Raw genomic sequence first — 23,997 nt, forward strand, 5'->3', positions numbered from 1 at the left:
GCCTCAGGCGTTCAGGTCCTTCAGAAGGCGCCCGTGCCGGCGCACTTCCGACAGCACGTCGCCGAAGGTGTTGAGCCCCCGCGCCTTCAGCATCGGCAGAAGCCGCAGGAACGCGTCAGCCGTGGCCACCGTGTCGCCGAGCGCGGTGTGGCGGGCCTCTTCCGGTATGGTGATGCCAAGCCGGTGCGTCAGCGCGTCGAGGCTGTGCCCCTCAAGCTGACCGAAGACCACGGCCGACAGAAGCACCGTGTCGAGGATCGGATGATCGAACCGCGCCCCGATCGTGCCCTCGTGGCGGCGCAGGAACTCCATGTCGAAGGGCGCATTGTGGGCGATCAGGACGGAACCTTCGGCGAAGCGGTGAAACTGCCGGCCGGCAACGTCGATCGTCGGCGCCTCCGCGACCATCGACGCGGTGATGCCGTGAACTTCCGTAGAGGAAGGCGGGATCGGGCGGCCCGGGTTCACCAGCGTGTCGAAGACCTCGCGCTCGACGCGCCTTGCGTTGACGATCCGGACGGCGGCGAGTTGCACGATCTCGTCGCCCTCCGATGGCAGGAGCCCCGTCGTCTCGGTGTCGAAGACGACATAGGTGAGATCCTCCAGCTTCGCCTCCGCGATCTCGGCGTAGCGTGCCTTGGCCAGAAGCTCGAAATCGTAGACGACGGTCCGCGGGATCGGCGGCGGCCGGCGATGGTCGCGGCGCGCCTCGCGCAGAGGCAGGCGCAGCCGGGCGCGCCCGTCGGGCAGCTTCTCCGGCCAGCATTCGGTCGCGTGCGTGAAGAGCACCGAGCGCCCGGTGACGTCCGCCACACCGACCTCCAACGGCTCGCCGAGCCAGGTTTCGAGGCGACCGATCCCGACCGGCGTGCCCTGCCAGGCCAGGTCGATGACCGCACCCGCACCGTCTTCCGAAATCGCCAGTTCGAATTTCCGGGCGACGCCCTCGCGGGCGAGCCGCGCGGCGAGGTCCGAAAGGAGCGCGACGAGGCCGAAGGCGTCGCAGCGCAGGATCAACTTTTCCGCCTCGGTGCGCGCCGAAAGCTCCGATGCCTCGAGACGTGCGCGGACGGCCTCGGCAAGGTCGGCGGCGCGGGTCAGCGACAGCGGCCACCAGCCGCTGCGACTTTCGTCGTATCGCTTGCCGAGTTCCGTGATCGCGCGAGAAAGCGAGGCCACCTCCTGCGCCATCGCCGTCCGCAGCGCCGGATCCTGGGTGACGCCCCCATTCTCCGTCATCACGCCCGTGACGGTCTGCAGGTTGGCCGCCGGACGCCGCACCCGGTCGAGAACCTCGGCCAGAAGCGACTCGCGCTGCGCATGTGCCGCAAGATCCGCCGTGACGTCGCGGAGCGTCAGGACATAGCCCGGCTTCTCCCCCTCGGCTTCCAGAAGACGCATCCGCGCCGCCAGAACGCGCGCCTCGGCCACGGTCGCGCAGGTCAGGTCCGAGGCGGCGTCGGGGTCGTCGGTTTCCAGAAGGCGCTCGTAGGCGTGCAGGATTGGGGCCTTGCGCAGGAAGTCGAACACGCGCCGATCGAGCCCGGGCGCCGCGCCGGCGCCCAGCAGATCCATCGCATGCCCGTTGTAGAAGACAAGCTGATGGTCCTGCGAACAGAGGAGCACACCGACCGGCACATCGGACAGAAGCGCCTCGAGACGCTCCTTCTCTGCCGCGAGCCGCGTCGTCTCTCGTGCCACGGCCTCGGCCAGCGCGTTCCGGGTCTCGGACAGCGTCAGTGTCACCGCCTCGGCCGCCGGCGCCAGATCGCCAAGGTATCTCGCGGGCTTCGTGTCGAGTTCGCCCTCGATCGGGGCGTGGGCGCGGGCGCGCAGGCTGCCCGACAGACGTTCGATGGCGCGCGCCACGTTCTCGTCGAACAGGAACCAGATCCCGGCGACCAGCCCGAGGATCAGGAACCCCGCCGCCACGCCCGCGGTCATGAAGGCCGATAGCGCCTCCGGCTCTCCGAGTTGCCTGAAACCAAGCCAGAGGCCCAGGGCCACCGCGACAACCGTCCCCGCAGCCAGCGCCGCGAAGAACAGGAGTATCCTCAGGCGCAGGCTCAAACGGGTAAGCATCAGCTGCCTGCCCCCTCGGCCGCACTGGCCTCCCCGCCGAGAAGACGGCGCACCTCGGTACGCAACTCCTTGAGTTCGAAGGGCTTCGCTATGAAACCATCCGCCCCGAGAGCGAGCCCCTTCCGCCTTTCCACCGCGGAGCCACGGGCCGTCATCATCAGGATCTTCACGTCGTCCAGCGCCCTGTCCATCCGGACTTCCTGGCAGATCTCGTAGCCCGACACCTCGGGCAGCATCACGTCCAGGAGGACGAGATCGGGATGCATGGCGCGTATCTTCGTCATCGCCTCGGCGCCCGAGGCGATGCGTTCATGCGCGTAACCCTCGCGCGTCATGAGGTAGTCGAGAGCGATGGCAATGTTGTCCTCGTCCTCGACGATCAACACGCTATGTGGTTTCCCGCCGTCGGCCATGTCTCATCCTCCGTCGCAGGCCGCCTTCAGATATGGGTCGTCCGGGCCAACCGCCTGCCAATCGGCGCCGATCAGCTGGCCGTCCTCCCCGAGTTCCGCCCCCTCGACCAAGGGCGCCATCCGCCCTTCGCCGCAGTCGAACGCCACCTTGACGCCCTGCGTCGCCGCCCACCGCTGCATCCCCACGAGGTTCACCACGCGCAGGTCCGGATCGGCGGTCGAGCGCAGCATGCCGATCTTGTCCACTGCCAGGAAACGCAGCGTGATCGGGGCGACATAGGTCCAGGGCCGGTAGAGCATCCTCTCCTTCGGCGCCGCTACGATGATGACCTCCGGCGGCAACTGCGCGCGGACAGTCGGGAACCAGGTGTATTCCCGGTAGATCGTGAAGGCGATCATCGTGGCGCCGGCCGCGACCGGAAGAACCCATTTCGGGAAGATCCGCCCCAACAGGCGGTTGAGGAGCATCACGACCCCCGCGGCGGCGAAGCCCGCCGCGAAGGTTCCGATGAAATCGATCAGCACGTGCTCCGCCCCTTCATGTCAGTGCGCCTTTGTTGTGTCCCACCGCAGACTGCATCGTGCGCACGACGACGAAGGCGTCCCGAAGGTGGCTGCGTTCGAAATCCGACAGGTCGGACGGGGCGAGAAAGTTGTCCGGCTTCCGTCCCGACCGCACGAGCGTCGCCTGGTTTTCCAGCCGCATGGAGGCGATCAGGTCGAAGGCTTCCACGAGGTCCCGCGCCCCGGAATGGGAAATCACCCCCGCCTCTCCGGCCGCGAGGAGCCGCGCGCGCGTGTTCACCGCCGGGATCCGCCCCATCAGCGCATATACCCGGCCGAGGTCGACGACGGGCACGACGCCGTTGTGCTTCATGTCGATGTGGTGGCGATGCTCGCCCGACCGGATCGTGGCGAAACCGCGGATGAGGCCGAGAGGCGGCGTATGCTTCAGCGAGTTCGCGACCATGTGCGCGACGAAGATCGAGTTCTTCGACGCCTCGGCGAGCGTCTCTTCCTGCAGATCCCTGTAAAGACGGGCCGCGCCGCCGATCGGCCTCAGGTCGAACATGACCGAGGCCAACATCTGCGCCTCAGGATTGGGCGTCGCGATCCAGCGCCGGAAATAATCCCGCCAGACCGAGACTCGCTGCCGCCAGCGCTCGTTCGTCGCCATCATGTCGCCGGGGCAATAGACATAACCGCAGGCGTGAAGCCCGTCCGAGACGATCTTGGCCAGCTTCGCGAAATACTCCATGTCGGCGTCCGAAGCGCCGTCGTCGATCATCATGCAGTTGTCCTGGTCGGAAACGCCGGACTGTTCCTGCCGCCCCTGACTGCCGCAGGCGAGCCAGAGATAGGGCGCGGGCGCCGGTCCCAGTTCATCCTCGGCCATCTGCAGAAGGCGGCGCGTCACCGCGTCGGCGATGTCGGTGATGAGCCGCGTCACCACTTCATGCGCATGGTTGCCGCCGATCAGCTGGACCAGCAGTTGCGGGATACGGGCCGTGACCGCCGCCATTTCCTCCACGCTCTCCGCGCTCGCCACGTCGCGGATCAGAACCGCCGAGCTCACGGCCTGGAAGCGCGTGAGGTCGGTCTGCGTGACCATGCCGACGAGCCGCTCGCCCTCCACGATCGGCAGGTGACCGATCCCACGCTCGAGCATGAGGTGCAGGATGTCCGACCCGAGCGCGTCAGGCGTGAGCGAAACCGGATCGGCTGTCATGACCTGCGACACCGGCACCGCCGGACTGCGTCCTTCGGCAAGCACGCGGTTGGACAGATCCCGGATCGTGACGATCCCGCGCAGCTTGCCATCCTCGGTCACCCCCAGGCTCGACACCTTCGTGTCTCGCATGATCTTCGCGGCCTCGGCGACCGACGTGGCCGGCTCGCAGGTCACCGGACGCCGCGCGATAAGTTCGGAGACCTTCAGCGTCGCGAGCTGTGGATCCCGGCCTTCCGCCGAACGGCCGCGATTGAAGAACCGCTCGAACGCCGGGAACTGCGCGAGAAGCCTTTGGAACTCGGCCTTGGGGAGTGTCAGCAGAACGCTGTCTTCGGTCGTGCGTGCCGTGGTCACGGCAAGCCCGTCCCGCATGAGCCCACGCTCACCGAAGGTGTTGCGCGGCGCAAGAAGCGATACGAGCGCGCCGTTGCGGTCAACGACCTCGACGCCACCCCGCTTGATCAGGAACAGCCCCTCAAGTGCGTCTCCGAGGCTGTAGACCAGGGTCCCGGCGGGATACTCCCTGCGGATGAAGGAACCGGCGACACGCGCCAGCTCGTCCTTCGGCAGGCTGTCATAGGGATGAACCGCTTCGAGGAAGGCTTGGATCGTACGAACGGCGTCGTCCATGTTGTCCTCGTCTGGTCAGGGGATGGCGCGCCCCCGGTTGTGGGGACGCGCCGGGTTTCATGTCAGGCTCAGTGGCCGGTCGCCGCGCCCGCACCCTTCGGGATACGGATCGACTCGACGAGGTCCTGGATCTCTTCCGGCGGCTCTTCGGTGGCGTTCGACACCACGTAGGCCACGGCGAAGTTGATCAGAGCCCCGACCGCGCCGAACGAGGTCGACTTGATCGACAGCAGCAGCGGGTCGCTGTCGCTGAAGCTGTTGGTATCGGGGATGAAGAACCAGCCCTTGTGCAGGAAGATGTAGACGACCGTCACCAGAAGACCGGCCAGCATGCCCGCGATCGCACCCTTGTTGTTGATGCGCTTCGAGAAGATGCCGAGCAGGATCGCCGGGAACAGCGACGCAGCCGCGATACCGAAGGCCAGAGCCACCGTCTGGGCCGCGAAGCCCGGCGGGTTGAGGCCGAGGTAGGTCGCAACGGCGATGGCGATCGCCATCGCGATCCGCGCGGCCATCAGTTCGCCCCGCTCCGAGATGTTCGGATTGACGGCGCCCTTGATGAGGTCGTGCGAGATCGCCGACGAGATCGCCAGCAGCAGGCCCGCTGCCGTCGACAGAGCGGCGGCAAGACCGCCGGCGGCGACGAGAGCGAGAACCCAGCCCGGCAGACCGGCGATTTCCGGGTTCGCAAGAACCAGGATGTCGCGGTTGAAGGTGGTCAGCTCGTTGCCCTGCCAGCCACGCTCGGTCGCGAGAGCCTGCATGTCGGCGCTGGCGTCGTTGTAGTACTGGATCTGACCGTCGCCGTTCTTGTCCTCGAACTTCAGAAGACCGGTGACTTCCCAGTTACGCACCCACGACAACTCGTCCTTCGTCTGGATGTCTTCCAGCGACACGGCTTCACCCGAAACGCCGTTCGGCCACATCGTGGTCATGATGTTCAGACGCGCCATCGCACCCACGGCCGGAGCCGTCAGGTAGAGGATCGCGATGAACACCAGCGCCCAGCCGGCCGAGGAACGGGCATCCGCCACTCTCGGCACGGTGAAGAAGCGCACGATAACGTGCGGCAGGCCGGCCGTACCGATCATCAGCGACATCGTGAACAGGAACATGTTCAGCGTCGTGTCGTTGCGCTCGGTGTAGGCGTTGAAGCCCAGGTCCTTCAGCGTGGCTTCCAGCGTCTGCAGAAGCGGCTGGCCGGTTGCGCCGTGCTCCGAGAACAGGCCGAGGCCCGGGATCGGGTTGCCGGTGAGCTGCAGCGAGATGAAGACGGCCGGGATCGTGTAGGCCGTGATCAGCACGATGTACTGGGCGACCTGGGTGTAGGTGATGCCCTTCATGCCGCCGAGAACGGCGTAGACGAACACGATCGCCGCGCCGATGTAGAGGCCGGTGTCGTTCGACACTTCGAGGAAGCGCGAGAAGGCGACGCCAACGCCCGTCATCTGGCCGATAACGTAGGTCACCGAGGCGACGATGAGGCAGACGACCGCCACCATCCGCGCCGTGTTCGAATAGAACCGGTCGCCGATGAATTCCGGCACGGTGAACTTGCCGAACTTGCGCAGGTAGGGCGCAAGCAGCATCGCCAGCAGAACGTAGCCGCCGGTCCAGCCCATCAGGTAGGCCGAGGAGTCGTAACCGCCGAAGGCGATCAGGCCCGCCATCGAGATGAACGAAGCCGCCGACATCCAGTCGGCGCCTGTGGCCATGCCGTTCATGACCGGGTGAACACCGCGGCCAGCGGCGTAGAACTCGCTCGTGGAACCCGCGCGGGCCCAGATCGCGATGCCGATGTACAGCGCGAAGGTCGCGCCGACCACCAGCAGGTTGAGGGTATACTGATCCATGTCCCCGTTCCCTTTCGCTTATTCTTCCACGCCGTGTTCACGGTCGAGTTTGTTCATGCGCGCGGCATAGACAAAGATCAGGACCAGGAACACGAGAATGGAGCCCTGCTGGGCAAACCAGAAGCCAAGATCGGTGCCGCCGACCCCGATGCCCGAAAGCATCGGACGAAGCAGGATGCCGAACCCGAACGATGCAATGAACCAGATCACCAGACTGATCGTGATGAGCCGGATATTCGCCGCCCAGTAGGCGTTGTTTGAGGATTTGTCCGCCATTTGCGTTACTCCCTGAGTTTCCTCCTACCGACGCCCCCCGGGGTCTTCTCCGGGGGATGCCGGCCTCCCTTAGGCCGAGACGCGCCCGACGATGGATCCGAGCGCCGAGGCTATTGTGTCAATGGAACCCATTGCGTCAACAGACTCGAGCACGCCCATCATCTTGTAGTGCGCGATCAGCGGAGCCGTCTGGGCGTGGTAGGCTTCAAGCCGTGCACGCACCGTCTCGGCCGTGTCGTCGGCGCGGCGCGTGAACGCCGTGCCGCCGCATTTGTCGCAGACCCCCGCCTTGGCGGGCTGCTTGAATTCGTCGTGGTAGCCTTCGCCGCAGCCGGCGCAGGTGTAGCGACCGGAAACCCGGCCGACCATCGCCTCGTCGTCGACCTCCAGAGAGATCGCCGCCGTCACCCTCTGCCCGGCCTCGGCCAGAAGCGCGTCAAGCGCCTCGGCCTGGGCCCGGGTCCGCGGGAACCCATCGAGGATGACGCCGCGCGCCACGTCCGGATCGCCGAGGCGGTCCTTGAGCACCTCCAGCACGATCTCGTCACTGACGAGCCCGCCCGCCTCCATCACGGCCTTGGCCGCGAGCCCTGCCGGCGTGCCCGCCGCGACGGCGGCACGCAGAAGGTCTCCGGTCGAAAGCTGGACGAGGCCGAAGCGCTCTTGCAGCATGCGCGCCTGCGTGCCCTTCCCGGCGCCCGGAGGCCCGAGAAGGATCAGAACGGCCGTGGAGTTCTGCATTCCTCCGCTCATGCCGCTCAACTCCGGTTCATCCGGTTTTCGATGAGATCATCGACAACGGAGGGATCGGCAAGCGTCGAAGTGTCGCCGAGAGAGCCGAAGTCGTTCTCCGCGATCTTCCTGAGAATCCGGCGCATGATCTTGCCCGAACGGGTCTTGGGCAGGCCCGGCGCCCACTGGATGAGGTCGGGCGAGGCGATGGGACCGATCTCGGTCCGCACCCACTTGACGAGTTCCTTGCGAAGATCGTCGGAAGGCTCGACGCCGTTCATCAGCGTGACGTAGGCGTAGATGCCCTGGCCCTTGATCTCGTGCGGGTAGCCGACGACGGCGGCCTCTGCCACCTTCTCATGCGCGACGAGCGCGCTCTCGACCTCGGCCGTGCCCATGCGGTGGCCCGAGACGTTGATGACGTCATCGACCCGGCCGGTGATCCAGTAGTAGCCATCCTCGTCCCGGCGGCAGCCGTCGCCCGAGAAGTAGTAGCCCTTGTATTGCTGGAAGTAGGTCTCCTGAAACCGCTGGTGATCGCCCCAGACGGTCCTCATCTGGCCCGGCCAGCTGTCCGCGATGCAGAGCACGCCCTCGGCCGGATTGCCCTCGACAAGCTTCCCGCTTTCGGCTTCCAGGACCACGGGCTTGACCCCGAAGAACGGCAGCGTCGCGGAGCCCGGCTTCGTCGGCGTCGCGCCCGGAAGCGGCGTGATCAGGTGGCCGCCCGTCTCGGTCTGCCACCAGGTGTCGACGATCGGGCACTTGCCCTTGCCGACGACGCGGTCGTACCAGGCCCAGGCCTCGGGGTTGATCGGCTCGCCGACCGAACCGAGCAGCTTCAGCGACGACAGGTCATGCTTGGTCACCCATTCGTCGCCCTGCCCCATCAGCGCGCGGATAGCGGTGGGCGCGGTGTAGAACTGGTTGACCTTGTGCTTGGCGCAGACCTCCCAGAAGCGGCCAGCGTCCGGGTAGGTCGGAACGCCTTCGAACATCAGCGTCGTGGCGCCATTCGCGAGCGGGCCATAGACGATGTAGCTGTGCCCGGTGACCCAGCCGACGTCCGCCGTGCACCAGAAGATGTCGCCGTCGTGGTAATCGAACGTGTACTGGTGCGTCATCGAGGCGTAGACGAGGTAGCCGCCCGACGTATGAACCACGCCCTTCGGCTTGCCGGTCGAACCCGAGGTGTAGAGGATGAACAGCGGGTCCTCCGCCCCCATTTCCTCGGGCGCGCACTCGGTGCTAGCCGTTTCCATCAGAGCGAGGACGTCGACGTCGCGGCCGTCGACCCAGGTCGTCTGGTCGCCCGTGTGCTTCACGACAAGGCATTTCACATGGTCGTCGCAGTGCAGGAGAGCCGCGTCTGTGTTCGACTTCAGAGGCGTCCGCCGCCCGCCGCGGGGCGCGGTGTCGGCGGTGATGACGGCCTTCGCTTCGCTGTCGTTGATCCGGTTCGCCAGCGCGTCCGGCGAGAAGCCCGCGAAGACGATCGAATGGATCGCGCCGATCCGCGCGCAGGCGAGCATCGCGTAGGCCGCCTCGGGGATCATCGGCAGGTAGATCACCACCCGGTCGCCCTTGCCCACGCCCTCGGCCTTGAAAACGTTGGCCATGCGGCAGACCTGGTCATGCAGCTCCTGGTAGGTGATATGCTTGGCCGGAGTCTTGGGATCGTCCGGCTCCCAGATGATCGCGGTCTGCTGGCCGCGCGTCTTGAGGTGCCGGTCGACGCAGTTGGCGGCGACATTGAGCGTGCCGTCCTCGAACCACTTGATGTCCACCTGGCCGAAGTTGAAGTTCGTGTTCTTCACCTTGGTGTAGGGCTTGATCCAGTCGATCCGCTTGCCCTCCCGACCCCAGAACGACTCCGGGTTTTCCACCGATTCGGCGTACATCGCCTTGTAAGCGCCGGCATCGGCATGTGCGTCTTCGAACCCCGCCGGGATCGCGCGCATCGCCGTGGCGTCGGTTGCGGACTGAGCTTGCTGAGACATCTGGCATCCTCCGTGACAATCCGGCGCCGCCCGGGCCGTGCGGCGCATCGACCCGCGGTCAGCAACCGCAAGCCCCCTTATCTCGGGCGGAGTGTAAACTAACTCTCGATTCTTTTGTAACCCATTTTCTACATTGCGTTTTTTTGTAAATTTATTCACTGAAAATCCGAACTGCGTGTAAATTGTTTCCATTGCGCCGAAAAAATGCGCAGAATTTTCAATGTCTTGTTTGTTCACGGATTGGTGAGAATTTGGGCGCCTTTCGTGATCACAGTCACCGACGGCCAAACTCGTCGCCGAAAGGCAAAATCCGCCCGCAAAGGGGCGGCACATCGTTAGCGCATGACATTTACGCAGCGTCAGCCTTGATTCGTTGCCTTCCCCCGCGCCTCGGCGAGCGCGCCCGCGACGTCGGGAAGAAACCGCACCTTCGGCTCCCTCACGCCTTGCGCCCAGAGCATTCGCCTCACGTCCGGAGAAGCCGCCGTCAGGTACAGCCGTCCGCCCTTTCTCGCCATCTTCTGCGCCAGGAGGCCGAGCGACCTTGCACCGGTCGAATCCATCAGCGGCACCTCGGACAGATCCACGACGAAATTCCGCGGCCGCCCCGCGATCCGGTCAAGGACCGAGCCCACCGTCGCCGCCGCGCCGAAGAAGAACGCGCCCCGGATATGGTAGACGAGCACGTCGGGATCCGTCGCTTCAGAAAGCTCCTCCACCGCTTCCCCCGCCGGTTCCAGCCGCGCCGCCTCCGACATCCGGCGGATGAAGACGAGCCCGCCAAGGGCGAAGCCGACGACGATCCCCTCTGTGAGGTCGCGGAAGATCACGAGGAGGAAGGTCGCGAGAAGCACCATCGCGTCGCCCTTCGAGGCGCGCAACAGGGCCCAGAACTCCTCCTTCTCCGCCATGCCCCAGGCGACCACAGCAAGGAGTCCGGCAAGCGCGGCGAGCGGGATGTTGCCGGCCAGGGGCGCCGCCACGACCATGAAGGCCAGGACGAAGAGTGCGTGCAGCATTCCCGAAATCGGTCCGCGGCTTCCGGCGCGCACGTTCGTCGCCGTACGCGCGATGGTCCCGGTGACGCAGATCCCGCCGAACAGCGCGGATCCGGCGTTCGCCACGCCCTGCGCCACCAATTCCGCGTTCGAACGGTGCTGCGCCCCTGTCATTCCGTCCGCGACGATTGCTGACAGAAGCGACTCGATCGCGCCCAGAAGCGCGAAGCTCACCGCGTAGGGTATGGCCTCTGCCAAGGCCGCGCCGGAAAGGGTCGGTAGCGCCGGCGCGGGCGGCAGGCGAGGCAGTTCTCCGAACCGCGTCCCGATCGTCTCGACATCGAGCCCGAGCCCCGCCGTCGCGATCGAGGCAACGGCGACCGCGATCAGAAGGCTCGGCCATCCGGGGCGGAGCCGCTTGATCCCTTCGATCATCGCGATCGTCCCGAAGGCTATCGCAACCGCCGCCCCCGAAACCGAGCCCCGCGCGTCCCAGAGCGCGGCTAGCTTCGGCAGAAGCGCGGCCGGTTCCGGCCCCGGAAGCGTCAGGCCGAAAAGCTCCTTCACCTGGCTTGACAGGATTATGACCGCGATACCCGCAGTGAAGCCGACGACCACGGGATAGGGGATGAACTTGATGTAGCCGCCGAGGCGCAACACTCCGATCGCCATCAGGAGGAACCCCGAGAGGAACGTCGCGAGGACAAGACCGGAGACTCCAATATCGGCGACGCAGGCGGCGATCAGCACGATGAACGCCCCGGCCGGCCCTCCGATCTGGTGGCGCGACCCGCCCAGCGCCGAGACGAGGAAGCCCCCGACGATCGCGGTGTAGAGTCCCCGCTCCGGCCCGACGCCGGAGGCGATCGCGATCGCCATCGACAGTGGCAGCGCCACGATTGCGACCGTGAGCCCCGCGAGAGCGTCCGCGCGCAACGACGCGCGCCCGTAGCCTTCGCGAAGGACGGTGACGATCTTCGGCACATATTCTTCGCCGGGGCGCAGCCGCCCGGCCCGGCTTGCAGTGGTCATGTCACCACGCTACCCATTTCGGCGTAGACTGCTTGCCCCAACAGGGGCTTGTCAAGCGACGGAAACCGGGCGGAATGGCCGAGAAGCGCAATCCGATCAACGAAACTGACGACGAGGCGCGCGCGCTGGCGCGGCGACTCATCGACGAGGCGCGAACCGGCGCACTCGCGGTTCTGCATCCGGACACCGGTGCGCCCTTCGTCAGCCGGGTCGCCGTCGGGACCGACGCGGACGGAGCGCCTGTCACGCTGATCTCGGCGCTCGCGGTCCACACGCGCGCCCTGCGCTCCGATACGCGCGCGGCGCTCCTCCTCGGCGAGCCGGGACTGAAGGGCGATCCCCTCACGCACCCGCGCATCACGCTAAGCGTGACCGCGCAGTTCCTCGACCCGGCTGACCCGGACCGCGAGGCGCTGCGCGCGCGCTGGCTGGAAACACACCCGAAATCGCAGCTCTACGTCGACTTCCCCGACTTCGCCTTCGTCCGCCTCCAGGTCTCGGGCGCGGCGCTCAACGGTGGTTTCGGCAAGGCCTATGAGCTCACGCCGGCCGAGTTGATGCCCTGATAAACGACAAAGGGCGCGCCCGGAAGCGCGCCCGCCTTCGCCGGACCCCCCCGGGGCTCAGTTCGGATTGTCCACCCGCACCCGGACCTTGACCTTGCCCTTGGAGCTGTTGGCCCAGTTCAGCTTGACGTCCTGCTTCGCCGCGCCCTGCTCGACCGTTACATAAGGCATGTCCGAACGCCGTTCGTTCGAAGGGCCGGTAATCATGCCCTCGGCCACGATGCTTTCCACGTTCCGCGCCCAGCCGCCGAAGGGCAGGTAGGGGCCCGCGCCGATCGTCCAGGTCGTCGCCGCGGTTTCCTGCACGTGTTCCAGATAGACGGGGCTTTCCGTGCTCTGCGACACGCCGTTGAAGCTGTTGCCCTCGAAGTGGATGTTCTTCATCCGAGAGAAGTCGAGGCCAGCGACGGACGTGTCCACCTTCTCCACGCGGTCGATCGAACCCTGGAGCGACTTGAAGACGTTGCCGGTGACGTAAAGGCCGTGGATGAAGTGCCCCTGCCCGTAGGGCTTCACGACGATCCAGCTGAACCAAGGGGCAACGTCGCTCGCCGTGAAGATGTTGCCCGTGAGCGTGAGGCCCCCGAACGAATACTGCGAACCGAGCGCCGGGTCGGCCTCGTATTCGTTCGTCCACTCGATGAAGTTGTTGTCGATGTAGTTGCCGGTGATCGTCGTCTTGACGTTCGTCTCGGTCAGCACCAGCCCCGCGACGCGCAGCCCGTCCACCTCCTCGTCGCCCTGAAACCAGTGGTTTCCGACGAAAACGTGCCCGTTGCCGTTGACGATCCCGGTCGTGCCGAAACGCATGAAGCGATTGTCGCGGATCTTGGCGTCGTTCGCGTTGATGTTGAACGCGATCGAGGACCGGTCCTGCGCACGAAGGCCCATCTCGCTCGAGATGAACTGGCAGCGGTCGATGTGCAGGTCCTGGCAGCCCCGCCCGATCGAGGTCACGCCCCGATCCCTCGGCTTGATGATGTAGCAGTCGCGCAACTGGAACATGTCGCCCTGCCGGGCCAGCATGATCCCGCTCGCGTATCCGTTGCACTGGATCTCGACGTCGTCGAGGTTGAAGCGGTCGAGTTCCTGGAAGCCCGAGAAGTCCAGCACGTACTTGAACCGCGTGAACGTGAACACCTGCGTCCCCGACCCGCCATAGAGCGGCTGGCTAAGGGTGAGCGTCCCGGCGCTCACGTTCCTTTCCTTCACGTAGATCTCTCGGCCTACGCCGTTGCCCTGCACGAGCGATCCGACCGGGACATTCGCCACGTTCACGACGCCGGTGAGCGTGGTCTGGTTCGACGTGTTGTAGCTCGCCTGCGAGGTCACGACGTCGGGCGTCCAGGCCGGACCATCGATGACGTGGAAGGCGCCGTCGCGGATCACGCGCCGGATCTGGAACACATCCTTGTTCGCGACCGCCGCCTGCATGTCGATGGGTTCGCTCAGTTCGATCCGCCGGCCCTTCAGGTCCAGCGCGTCGTGGTCCGAGTAGTTCAGAAGCGACTGGAACGCCTTCTTGAAGCCCTGGACCTCGTCGCCGAAAGCCGCGGCATAGGTCGGAAGGTCGAAGTTGCGCGTCAGGCTCAGCCGCTTGTCCACCGGCATCGTCACCGTGCCCTCGAAGCGCGTCTCGGCCTCCATCGACACGTTGTTGCCGAGGAAGTAGACGCCCTTCGACACCAGCACCGACCGGCTCGAGGCCACCGCGGCGGCGTCGGCGGCTTCGAAGGCCGCGCTGTCGTCCGTCACGCCGTCGCCCTTCGCGCCGTAGTCGCGCACGTCCACCCAGTCCATCAGGTCGCGGAGATAGGCGCTGGTGACGTCCTCGATGACGATGTCCTCGATCCGCACGGTGCCGCCATCGGCCCCCATCAGGTCGAGACCGAAATGGCCGTAGAGGACGTCACTCGTCCAGACCATGTCCACGCCGCCGCGCGCGCCCGTGCCGACGATCGCCGTCACCGTCACGACCTCGCCATAGGAAGTCAGCGCGACCGAGGGCCCCACCTCCAGAAGCCCCGAAACGTGCTGCCCGCCCGCGCCGCCTGCCCAGCCCGCGATGCGGACCGAGGGCAGGTTGCCGCTCATCGCCTTCACCTTCGCGCTCACGCGGAGGTAGCAGCCTGGCAGGATCGACGTCTCGCCCATGTAGCGCAGCTTCTGCACCGACTGGGTCTTCATCATTTCGAGGCAGCCGCCGAAATCCTGATCCGCCGGCACGAGCGCAGCATTCGCCGCCCCCGCATACGTGGCCGAGCCCGGGGTTCCGTCCCCGCTGGACCACACGTCAAGCCCCTCAGCGAATGCGGGCGGCATCAGCATGAGCCCGTCGGTAATAGCCTTGTTCATCGAGCAATCCCTTGCTTCACCAGTGTCTCGCCAGCCCATGCCGCAGCCACGGATCGCCCGCGCGTACGGGCACGCTGCCCGCGATCCGGATGGCTCAAGATGGGAAATCGCCGGATGTCTCCGCCCCGACGGCGGCAAGTCCTAGCAGGAACTCGTTAAGGGTCGTTAACCGTGCCGCGCGCTTCTCAGACGCCGAAATCCGTGGATTTCACCGGGAAGACACCGTTGATCTGCCAACCGGCCTCCGACTCGACCATCTCGTAGTCGAAGAAGAACACTTCGCCGGCCCGATCCGCTACCCGAACGCGTTGATAGAGGAACCCGCGCTCCTCGCGCAGGCCGAGGAACTCGACGTCGCCCGGCGCCCAGATCATCGGGTAGCCGTTACGGACCATCACGCCGAAGTTCCGCGGTGTCTGGAAGATGCCCTTGATCGCGGGGCTCGCGAAGGTGAAAGCCGTCGCCTCGTCCTGCGCCCGGAACGCATCGAACTGCGCCCCGATCACGCCACGGATCGCGTCGGCAGGTGGCTCGGCCCGCAGCCCCGCTGCCGAAGCACCGACAAGCATCAATGTCCCCAGAACCAGCGCCGGTAGCCGCATGAGCACACCCGTTTCAAGAAACTGTTACATTGAGCATCTAGCTTCCCCTCCGCGCCGGGCAAGCATCGCGCCCACGTCCAAAGACTGGAGATCATGGCCTACCGCTTCCAGAGCTCCGACAAGACCGTGCAGAAGGCGCTGCGCCGCATCGCGCTCGACCGCATCGACACCTCTCTTTCGGCTCTCGCGAAACGCGAGCTTCCGCGTGCCGCGCTCGTCCACGAACTGCGCAAGAACATCAAGAAGCTGCGCGGCCTGATCCGCCTTGTGCGCCCCGTCTTCCCTGAATACCGGGACGAGAACGCCGCCTTTCGGGACGCCGGACGCGCGCTTTCCACGCTTCGCGACAGCGACGTCCTCGCCGCGACTTTCGACAAGCTCGCCCAGACCGCGGAACTCGACGCCGCGCTGCGCGACCGCCTCCGTGGAGCCCTCGTCTCCGGCCCGGCGGGCATGCCGCCCGACCCGGACGCCGCCCTCGCCGCACACCACGAGGCGCTCGAAAGGTTCCGCCGCCGGGCCCGTGGCTGGAAGATCAAGGAAGACGGCTTCGACGCGCTCGAAGGAGGGCTCGGCGAAACTTGGGCCCGCGCGCACCAGACCATGAAGGCGGCATCGCGTGAACCGACTGGACTTGCCCTTCATGAATGGCGCAAGCGGGTGAAGGACCACTGGTACCACGCGCGGCTTCTGACGCCGATCTGGCCGGAAATGATGGACGTCCACGCCGATGCCGCCGGAACCCTCGGCGAAGCCTTGGGCGACGCCCGCGACCTGGCCCTTCTGTGCGAGGCGCTCACGCCCCTGGAAGACGCAGATGATGTGATAAGCCTCGCGCGCCTGCGCGAGGACAGGCTCCTCACCGATGCGAGATACATCGCGCGCAGACTTCTTTCCGAACACACCGACAGTCTTACCGACCGCTGGCGCGGCTGGTGGAAGGAATGGCACAAGTGAGACCAGGGGGCGTCAGCGTCGGCCGCTGACCTGCGCCGCGCAGCTCCGCCCGATTGCGCTGGATCAATCTGCCCTTGCGCAAAAAGGGGTTAAGCTTCCCGCAGGAAGTTAGGGGGGCGAGCTGCCGAAATGTTGGTCCACGACTTCGACCCGGAGATCGTCACCGCGCGCTCGCTGTCGCTCTACTGGTACGGAGCGGTCTACACGCTGGGCTTTCTCGGCTTCCTCACCTGGTTCGCCATGCGGCGCAACAGGCTCGGGCTCAGCGGCGCCGAAGTCCTCGACCTCTGCATCCTTCTTGCCGCGCTGATCCTCGTCGGCGGGCGCCTATTCGACATCCTCGTCTACGAGTTCGACTACTACCGCGAAAACCCCCGTCACATGATCGACTGGTGGCGCGGCGGCATGGCGTCACACGGCGTCCTCCTCGGCGCACTCGCCGCCGTCGTCGTCTTCTCGGTCGCGCACAGGAAACCCGCTCTCGTAATCCTCGACGAAATGGTCGTTCCCGGCGTCTTCCTCCTTGCCGTGGGGCGGCTCGGGAACTTCATCGAGGGGGGCGTGGTCGGCGGTGTTACCGCGCTGCCCTGGGGCGTCCTCTATCCGGATCTCGAAGGTCCGCGCCACCCAGTCGCACTGTATGAGAGCGTCAAGAACTTCGCGATACTCCCGATCCTTGCCCTGTCGCTCCGCCGCTGGCCGGCAGGCACGGGCGTGACGCTATCGCTCTTCGTGTTCCTCTACGCCGCGCTGCGCTTTGCGGTCGACCAGCTCCGCGACTACGAGGCGACATGGCTCGGCATTGGCACCGGGCAATGGTTCAACCTGGGGATGGCGGCCGCCGGGCTTTTTCTGCTGGCCCTATTCCGCATCCGGCCGCTCTCGCCCCCAAGGCCCTTCCCGGCACGCCCTCACGCGCCGGGCTTTCTTCGTATCGCCTTGATGGCGTTCCTGATCGCCTACCCGCTCGGCATTCCGACGAGTTGGACGCTCGCGAACATCGAGGAGATGCGGAGGGAAAGGCTCGAAAACCCGGCCGAGGCGAACTGACGCGCGCGTCAGGCCGCCTGAAGCTCGCCCTTCAGCCCCTTCTCGATCAGCCTCACCGTCTCATCGACGCCGTAGAGCGCGATGAAGCCGCCAAAGCGCGGCCCCTGGCTCGCGCCCAGAAGGACCTCGTAGAGCGCAGTGAACCAATCGCGTAGCGGCTCGAAGCCATGCTCCTTGCCGACCGCGAAGACAAGGCTCTGTAGCTCCTCGGCGTCGAGCCCGCCCTGCCAGGACTGAAGCCGCGCCTTGAGGTCCTCCATCGCCGCCCGCTCCTTCTCGGTGGGCTCGCGGAAGGTGCGCGTGGGCGCGACGAAGTCGCGGAAGTAGCGCACCGCGAACTCCGCCGCCTCGTCGAGTTGCGGATGCGTCTCGGGGCTCGCCTCGGGTGCATAGCGCTTGATGAAGCCCCAAAGCCCGGTCTTGTCCGTCGCCCCGGCGACGCTCGCAAGGTTCAGGAGCATCGCGAACGGGACGACCATGTCCGACTGCGGCGGGTTGCCGTTGTGGATGTGCCAGACGGGGTTCGCGAGTTTCTGGTCGATTTCCTGATCGGGGAAGGCGCGAAGCTGCTGGTGATACTCGTCCACGGCCTTTGGGATCACGTCCCACCACAGCCGCTTCGCCGTCTTCGGCTTCTGGAACATGAAATAGGACAGGCTTTCCGTCGAGGCATAGGTCAGCCACTCGTCGATCGTGAGCCCGTTGCCCTTCGACTTCGAGATCTTCTCGCCCTTCTCGTCGAGGAAGAGCTCGTAGGTGAAATGTTCCGGCGCCCGGCCGCCAAGGACCCGGCAGATCCCGTCATAGATCGGCGTGTTGGTCGAATGGTCCTTGCCGTACATCTCGAAATCGACGTCCAGCGCGGCCCAGCGCGCCCCGAAATCGGGCTTCCACTGCAGCTTCACCTGCCCGCCCGTCACCGGCAGCGTCCATTCCTTGCCGTCCTCGTCGTCGAAGGTGATCGTGCCGTCCTTGGCGTTCACCTCCTTCATCGGGACGTAAAGAACGCGGCCCGTCTCGGGATGGATCGGCAGGAAGCAGGAATAGGTCTGCTGCCGCTCCTCCCTGAGAGACGCCAGCATGATCTCCATGATGGCGTCGTATTTCTCGCAGGCGCGCAGCAGGATCTCGTCGAACTGGCCAGACCTGTAGAATTCCGTCGCGCTGACGAACTCGTATTCGAACCCGAAGGTATCGAGGAAACGGCGCAGCATCGCGTTGTTGTGGTGCCCGAAGCTTTCGTACTGCCCGAACGGATCCGGCACCGAGGTCAAGGGCCGTTGCAGGTTCGCCTTCAGCATTTCCTGCTGGGGCACGTTGTCCGGCACCTTCCGCATCCCGTCCATGTCGTCCGAGAAACAGATGAGCCGCGTGGGGATGTCCGAGATGATCTCGAACGCCCGGCGGATCATCGTCGTGCGCGCCACCTCGCCGAAGGTGCCGATATGCGGAAGGCCCGAGGGGCCGTAGCCCGTCTCGAACAGCACGTAGCCCTTCTCCGGCGGCGCCTTCTCGTACCGTTTGAGCACCCGCCGCGCCTCTTCGAAAGGCCAGGCTTTGGACCGCATCGCAGCGTCGCGGAGGCTCGTCATCTTTAACACCCTTGGCTTGCATCGCGGCAACGATAAGGCCGCAAAGCCCGCTACCTATTGAACGGGGGCGATATCGTCAATAATTTGCCAGCCGAAGCCAGTTTCAAAGGTAAGACCTTGCCCAAGACCCTTCCCAACTTCAGCGCCCAGGACGCGCTCGTCGCGATCATGGTCACCGTCTCCGTCTCCGACGAGTCGATCCGCACTTCGGAACTCGTCGCCATCGAGCGGCAGGTGAACCACCTGCCCGTCTTCGCCAATTACGACGCCGACGCGATGCGCGTGGTCGCCCAGACAGTCTATAAGCTGATGGAGGAGGAGGACGGGCTCGACACGCTGTTCGCCATGGTGCGGGACGCGCTGCCGGAACGCCTCTGGGAAACCGCCTATGCGCTTGCCTGCGACGTGGCCGCTGCCGACGGCACGCTTGGCCAGGCGGAGTTGAGGCTTCTCGAGGAAGTCCGGCACGAGCTGGAGATTGACCGCCTCCACGCGGCCGCGATCGAGCGCGCCGCACGCGCGCGCCACCTGACGCTCTGAAACGGCGGTCGCACAGGGGTATCCCCGTCAGCGAATTCCGGCCCGTCAGCCGTGGACGGCGCCCCAGCGTTCGATCAACTGCTGCTGTAGCCGCCTCGAGCGCCGGATCCATTCCCTGCCGCCCTGCGGCCGCTCGCGTTCCGCGTTAGGGATCCGATCGCGCCGCGCCACGTCGCCCGAGAATATCGCGAAAACCATGTCGGCTCCCGACGGCGCCGTCATCCATCCGGCGAGCGCCGAGACGAAATTCAGCGTTCCGGTCTTCGCCTCCACGCGCAGGGGATGGTTACGGATCACCCGGTCCGCCTCGTCGCGCATCGTGAAATCCTTCATCAGGCCGCGCAACCCCGCCGCCGGTCCAAGGCGCACAAGCGCGCCGACCATCTCCCCGGCGCTGATCCTGCTGTCTCCGCCAAGCCCCGAATGGTCCACGAAGCGCGCCGACCTGGCTCCCGCGCGGTCCTTCAGCCACTCCGTCATCAACCGGCCGGAACCGGCATGGCTCGCCAGCCCCCCCCGACGGGCCGAGGCGGTCATACCCACCGCCTCGGCCGTGATGTTCGTCGAGTAACGCATCATCTCGGTCAGAAGTGGGCGCAGCGAGTCGCTGTTGTGTTCAACGATCACCGTGCCGCCGGGAAGATCGCGCACGATTTCCGGGTTGCCCAGCGGCACGCCCTGAGCCCGCGCGAGCGTCTGGAACACGTCGGCCGCGTAGAGCTCGGGCCGACGCACCGGCAGCCAGCGGCTCCCGGCCTTGTTCAGGGCGCGGGACGCAACGGTCCACTCCTCCACTCTGCCCTTGTCGGAATAGGTGTAGATCGGCAGCGCCCGCTCCTTCACGGCGATCTTCGCGGTATAGGCCCGCGGCAGGAACCGCTCGCCACGGGCATCCATACCCACGTCGTAGCCACCCTTCACCCGCTTCCACTCGAAATGGACGCGGTTGAAGTTCAGGTTCAGCCCCGATACCGCAGGGTTGTAGCCGACGTGATCCGGCTGGGCCGGATCGATCTCGTGGGTGTAGGGCAACGCGCCACCCCAGACTAGGAACCGCCCGGATACGCCGGTCACCCCGGCCCGCCTGAGTGCCGCCGCCATGTCGCCCAGCGTGTCCGTCGACAGGGTCGGGTCACCGCCGCCGGCCAGCACGAGATCCCCGGAAATGACTCCACCCCGGATCGGACCCGTGGCGATCAGCCGTGTCCCGAACCGGTAGTCGCCTCCCAGATGCTCCAGCGCGTAGAGGGAGGTGATGGCCTTGGTGACGGAAGCGGGCGGCATCGGCGTGTCCGCGCTCACGGACTCGAGGATGCGCCCCGTCTTCGCATCGGCAACCACGAAGCCGACATTCCCCCCGAGTTTAGCAGCCGCGATGAGGTCCTGCGACGAGGCGACACGCAGGGCCTCCGCCGGAACGATCTGGGCGCGGGGCACGGGACGCGGTGAGCTCAGCGGCGCGCCCAGGGCCTGGCCGGCGACCCCCGCCGCCAGCCCGCCGAGCACCGCCCTCCGCGTCAGCCTCGTCATGGCTTCTCCCCCTTGGCGCGGATGCTAACTCGCCCGGCGTCGGCCGTTCAACCCTCGCGCTGCCATTGTCCGCGCGCGCGGATGTCGGTGGACGAGGTCTTCACCATCGGCACGTTCACGAAGCACCAGCAGGGCGGCTCGGCGCGGGCAAGATGCCTCGCCGCGTCGGCGCGCAGCCGGTAGCGCGCGTAGACGTCTGCCGCCTTCGCCGCCCTCGCCGCGCCCCGCGTCTCTGGCCGGGCGATGACGCCCACGGGAACCGTCTCCATGATCCACTGCCAGTCCTGCCACTTGTGGAGTTGCGCGAGGTTGTCGGCCCCCATCAGCCATACAAATTGGACCCCGGGGTAAAGCGCGATGAGGCGCCGCAGCGTCGCCGCCGTGTAGCGCGTGCCCATTCGCGCCTCGATGTCGGTGATCTCGACGCGCGGATGGCGCATCACTTCCCGCGCCCGCTCCATCCGCCGCGCAAGCGTCGCCGGCCCCTCCGCCTTCAGCGGATTCCCCGGACTCACGAGCCACCAGACCCGGTCCAGTCCGAACCGCTTCAGGGCCTCGCGCGTGATGTGTGCATGCCCGTCATGCGCCGGGTCGAAGGACCCGCCGAGAAGGCCGATGGTCATCCCCGCCCGTGCCACAGGCAGCCCTGTCCGGTCCACGCGCTTCCTCCCGCCCCGAAACCGAGTTTCCACATATCCCGCCGCGGCCCGAAGCGCCAAGCACCGATTGCCCTTTTCGCGCGCCTTGACTAAGTGAAGGGCTCCACTTCGCCCGGAGGACACACGACATGGCATCCTATCAATACGTCTACCACATGGACGGCGTCTCGAAGACGATCCCGGGCGGCAAGAAGCTTTTCGAGAACATCCGCCTCAGCTTCCTTCCCGGCGTCAAGATCGGCGTCGTGGGCGTCAACGGCGCGGGTAAGTCCACGCTTCTGCGGATCATGGCCGGGATCGACAAGGACTTCACCGGCGAGGCCTGGGCCGCGAAGGGCGCCCGCGTGGGCTACCTGCCACAGGAGCCCGAGCTCGATCCCACTCTCTCGGTCCGCGGCAACGTCATGGAAGGCGTGAAGGCCAAGCAGGCCAAGCTCGACCGCTACAACGAGCTTGCCATGAACTACTCCGACGAGACTGCCGAGGAGATGGCGAAGCTCCAGGACGAGATCGACGCCGAGAATCTCTGGGACCTCGACAGCCAGGTGGACGTCGCGATGGAGGCGCTGCGCTGCCCGCCGGACGACGCGCAGGTCGACTCTCTTTCGGGCGGTGAAAAGCGCCGGGTGGCACTCTGCAAGCTTCTCCTCGAAGCGCCCGACATGCTCCTCCTGGACGAACCGACCAACCACCTCGACGCCGAGACGATCGCCTGGCTCCAGAAGCACCTGATCGAGTACCAGGGCACGATCCTCTGCGTCACCCACGACCGCTATTTCCTCGACGACATCACCGGCTGGATCCTGGAACTCGACCGCGGCCGGGGCATCCCGTACGAGGGCAACTACTCCTCCTGGCTTGAACAGAAGGCGAAGCGCCTCGAACAGGAAGCGCGCGAGGACAAGGCCCGCCAGAAGACGCTGGAACGCGAACTCGAATGGATCCGCGCGGGCGCCAAGGCCCGCCAGGCCAAGCAGAAGGCGCGTATCAACGCCTACGAGGAACTCGCCAGCCAGTCCGAGCGCGACAAGATGACCCGCGCCCAGATCATCATCCCGAACGGTCCGCGCCTTGGCGGCAAGGTGATCGAGGTCGAGGGGCTGAAGAAGCACATGGGCGACAAGCTCCTGGTCGAAAACCTCTCCTTCTCGCTTCCGCCGGGCGGCATCGTCGGCGTGATCGGCCCGAACGGCGCCGGCAAGACGACGCTCTTCCGCATGCTGACCGGGCAGGAGAAACCCGATTCCGGCGAGATCAGCTACGGCGACACGGTGAAACTCGCCTATGTCGACCAGTCGCGCGACGCGCTAGACCCGAACAAGACCGTGTGGGAGGAAGTCTCCGGCGGCGCCGAACTGATCGAGCTTGGCGACGCGACGATGAACTCCCGCGCCTACTGCTCGGCCTTCAACTTCAAGGGCGGCGACCAGCAGAAGAAGGTCGGGCTCCTGTCGGGCGGCGAACGCAACCGCGTCCACATGGCCAAGCTCCTGAAATCGGGCGGCAACGTGCTGCTGCTCGACGAGCCGACCAACGACCTCGACGTCGAGACGCTGCAGGCGCTCGAGGCCGCGCTCGACGACTTCGCCGGCTGCGCCGTCATCATCTCGCACGACCGCTTCTTCCTCGACCGCCTCTGCACCCACATCCTCGCCTTCGAGGGCGAGGCCCATGTCGAATGGTTCGAAGGCAACTTCGAGGCCTACGAGGAAGACAAGATCCGCCGCCTGGGGCCGGACAGCGTCGAACCGAAGCGGGTGAAGTACAAGAAGTTCACGAGGTAAAGCGCTGCTTCGGGCATGCCGAAGCGAGAACGGCTAAGTGAACCTTTCTCACCGCGGCAGGCCCGTTCACTACGGGCCGGCCGCGCATCAACTAAGACATGAAGTTTCTTGTTAAAGAGAATTGAATTTTCTGGACAAAACTAGGTTCGGCTGTGAAATAACAATTTTCGAGTGACTCGATTTAATAGCAGAGGGACGTCCAGGTGGGTCGGTTTTTTCTTGCATTGTGCGTAACATTGTTAACCGCATGCGCCTCTCAAGTTCTTCAAAGCTATGTTGGGAAACCTATTAATGAACCGATATTGGACTATGGGCCTCCTACCAACATATTAGAATTGGGATCTGGAAAACGGGCGTATCAGTGGGCACGTACAAATAGCGGTGTAGTCCCGATAACGTCACCGACCACTACGAATATCTACGGAAGCGGCGGGTACGCAACGGCCTACACCACCACGACCACATATGTACCGTATTCCAATCAGTGTGTGTACACTCTTACGGCAACTCGGAGTGGGGACGACTGGATAGTTGACGGCTTTCGCAAGCCCTCACTCGACTGCGAATAAGCTATCGACATAGGTGATCCCCTCAAATCATCGCCCAATCCCTGA

At 65.7% G+C, this 23,997-nt stretch carries 19 protein-coding genes; 5 read left to right on the forward strand and 14 right to left on the reverse strand.

What is annotated here, in order from left to right; genetic code table 11:
- Nucleotides 1-3: 3 nt before the first annotated feature.
- From ABCN56_RS18290 to ABCN56_RS18330, 9 genes are all read right to left on the reverse strand, one after another.
- Entirely contained in the window at nt 4-2,082 is a 2,079-nt protein-coding gene (locus ABCN56_RS18290; RefSeq protein ID WP_343082272.1) for a 3'-5' exonuclease, read from the reverse strand.
- Nucleotides 2,082-2,495, reverse strand: coding sequence for a response regulator transcription factor (locus ABCN56_RS18295; protein WP_343082273.1), 414 nt, complete (start codon nt 2,493-2,495; stop codon nt 2,082-2,084). Before ABCN56_RS18295 ends, ABCN56_RS18290 begins: the two co-directional genes overlap by 1 nt.
- Nucleotides 2,496-2,498: 3 nt before the next feature.
- Nucleotides 2,499-3,020, reverse strand: a complete 522-nt coding sequence (locus ABCN56_RS18300; protein WP_343082274.1) for a hypothetical protein — start codon at nt 3,018-3,020, stop codon at nt 2,499-2,501.
- Between the two features lie 13 nt (nt 3,021-3,033).
- Nucleotides 3,034-4,857 carry a DUF294 nucleotidyltransferase-like domain-containing protein gene (locus ABCN56_RS18305; protein ID WP_343082275.1) on the reverse strand — a complete coding sequence of 608 codons (1,824 nt, stop codon included), beginning with the start codon at nt 4,855-4,857 and terminating at the stop codon, nt 3,034-3,036.
- 68 nt (nt 4,858-4,925) lie between these two features.
- Nucleotides 4,926-6,710, reverse strand: coding sequence for a sodium:solute symporter family protein (locus ABCN56_RS18310; RefSeq protein WP_343082276.1), 1,785 nt, complete (start codon nt 6,708-6,710; stop codon nt 4,926-4,928).
- Nucleotides 6,711-6,728: 18 nt separating this feature from the next.
- The gene (locus ABCN56_RS18315) at nt 6,729-6,986 is read right to left on the reverse strand and encodes a DUF4212 domain-containing protein (protein WP_343082277.1); all 258 of its coding nucleotides are present in this window, start codon (nt 6,984-6,986) and stop codon (nt 6,729-6,731) included.
- A 69-nt stretch (nt 6,987-7,055) separates the two neighbouring features.
- Entirely contained in the window at nt 7,056-7,739 is a 684-nt protein-coding gene (locus ABCN56_RS18320; protein ID WP_343082278.1) for an adenylate kinase, read from the reverse strand.
- A 5-nt stretch (nt 7,740-7,744) separates the two neighbouring features.
- Entirely contained in the window at nt 7,745-9,718 is a 1,974-nt protein-coding gene (gene acs / locus ABCN56_RS18325) for an acetate--CoA ligase (RefSeq protein WP_425466123.1), read from the reverse strand.
- A 359-nt stretch (nt 9,719-10,077) separates the two neighbouring features.
- Nucleotides 10,078-11,748 carry a SulP family inorganic anion transporter gene (locus tag ABCN56_RS18330; protein ID WP_343082279.1) on the reverse strand — a complete coding sequence of 557 codons (1,671 nt, stop codon included), beginning with the start codon at nt 11,746-11,748 and terminating at the stop codon, nt 10,078-10,080.
- A 74-nt stretch (nt 11,749-11,822) separates the two neighbouring features.
- Here ABCN56_RS18330 and ABCN56_RS18335 point away from each other — a divergent pair, with 74 nt between their 5' ends.
- Nucleotides 11,823-12,314: a HugZ family pyridoxamine 5'-phosphate oxidase gene (locus tag ABCN56_RS18335; RefSeq protein WP_343082280.1), complete on the forward strand. Its 492-nt coding sequence runs from the start codon at nt 11,823-11,825 to the stop codon at nt 12,312-12,314.
- Nucleotides 12,315-12,371: 57 nt separating this feature from the next.
- Here the strand turns inward: ABCN56_RS18335 and ABCN56_RS18340 are convergent, their stop codons facing one another.
- Nucleotides 12,372-14,669, reverse strand: coding sequence for a glycosyl hydrolase family 28-related protein (locus ABCN56_RS18340; RefSeq protein ID WP_343082281.1), 2,298 nt, complete (start codon nt 14,667-14,669; stop codon nt 12,372-12,374).
- 185 nt (nt 14,670-14,854) lie between these two features.
- Entirely contained in the window at nt 14,855-15,238 is a 384-nt protein-coding gene (locus tag ABCN56_RS18345) for a DUF4864 domain-containing protein (protein ID WP_343082282.1), read from the reverse strand.
- Nucleotides 15,239-15,364: 126 nt separating this feature from the next.
- Between ABCN56_RS18345 and ABCN56_RS18350 the strand changes: the two genes are divergently transcribed.
- Both ABCN56_RS18350 and lgt read left to right on the forward strand, forming a co-directional pair.
- Complete coding sequence (locus ABCN56_RS18350; protein WP_343082283.1) at nt 15,365-16,228, forward strand: CHAD domain-containing protein; 864 nt, start codon at nt 15,365-15,367, stop codon at nt 16,226-16,228.
- 129 nt (nt 16,229-16,357) lie between these two features.
- Nucleotides 16,358-17,278, forward strand: coding sequence for a prolipoprotein diacylglyceryl transferase (gene lgt / locus ABCN56_RS18355; RefSeq protein WP_343082284.1), 921 nt, complete (start codon nt 16,358-16,360; stop codon nt 17,276-17,278).
- 8 nt (nt 17,279-17,286) lie between these two features.
- Here the strand turns inward: lgt and ABCN56_RS18360 are convergent, their stop codons facing one another.
- A complete protein-coding gene (locus ABCN56_RS18360; protein ID WP_343082285.1) occupies nt 17,287-18,870 on the reverse strand; it encodes a lysine--tRNA ligase in 1,584 nt (527 codons plus the stop codon).
- A 117-nt stretch (nt 18,871-18,987) separates the two neighbouring features.
- On the opposite strand from ABCN56_RS18360, the gene ABCN56_RS18365 reads away from it, so the two are divergent.
- Nucleotides 18,988-19,410: a tellurite resistance TerB family protein gene (locus tag ABCN56_RS18365; RefSeq protein ID WP_343082286.1), complete on the forward strand. Its 423-nt coding sequence runs from the start codon at nt 18,988-18,990 to the stop codon at nt 19,408-19,410.
- A 45-nt stretch (nt 19,411-19,455) separates the two neighbouring features.
- Here the strand turns inward: ABCN56_RS18365 and dacB are convergent, their stop codons facing one another.
- Nucleotides 19,456-20,940: a D-alanyl-D-alanine carboxypeptidase/D-alanyl-D-alanine endopeptidase gene (gene dacB / locus ABCN56_RS18370; RefSeq protein WP_343082287.1), complete on the reverse strand. Its 1,485-nt coding sequence runs from the start codon at nt 20,938-20,940 to the stop codon at nt 19,456-19,458.
- A gap of 47 nt (nt 20,941-20,987) precedes the next feature.
- Entirely contained in the window at nt 20,988-21,599 is a 612-nt protein-coding gene (locus ABCN56_RS18375) for a nicotinate-nucleotide adenylyltransferase (RefSeq protein WP_343082288.1), read from the reverse strand.
- A gap of 128 nt (nt 21,600-21,727) precedes the next feature.
- Here ABCN56_RS18375 and ettA point away from each other — a divergent pair, with 128 nt between their 5' ends.
- Nucleotides 21,728-23,383: an energy-dependent translational throttle protein EttA gene (ettA, locus tag ABCN56_RS18380; RefSeq protein WP_343082289.1), complete on the forward strand. Its 1,656-nt coding sequence runs from the start codon at nt 21,728-21,730 to the stop codon at nt 23,381-23,383.
- Nucleotides 23,384-23,997 lie beyond the last annotated feature (614 nt).

Origin of the sequence: Ostreiculturibacter nitratireducens, assembly GCF_032670585.1 — a bacterium.
In the GTDB taxonomy this organism is placed as follows: domain Bacteria; phylum Pseudomonadota; class Alphaproteobacteria; order Rhodobacterales; family Rhodobacteraceae; genus Ostreiculturibacter; species Ostreiculturibacter nitratireducens.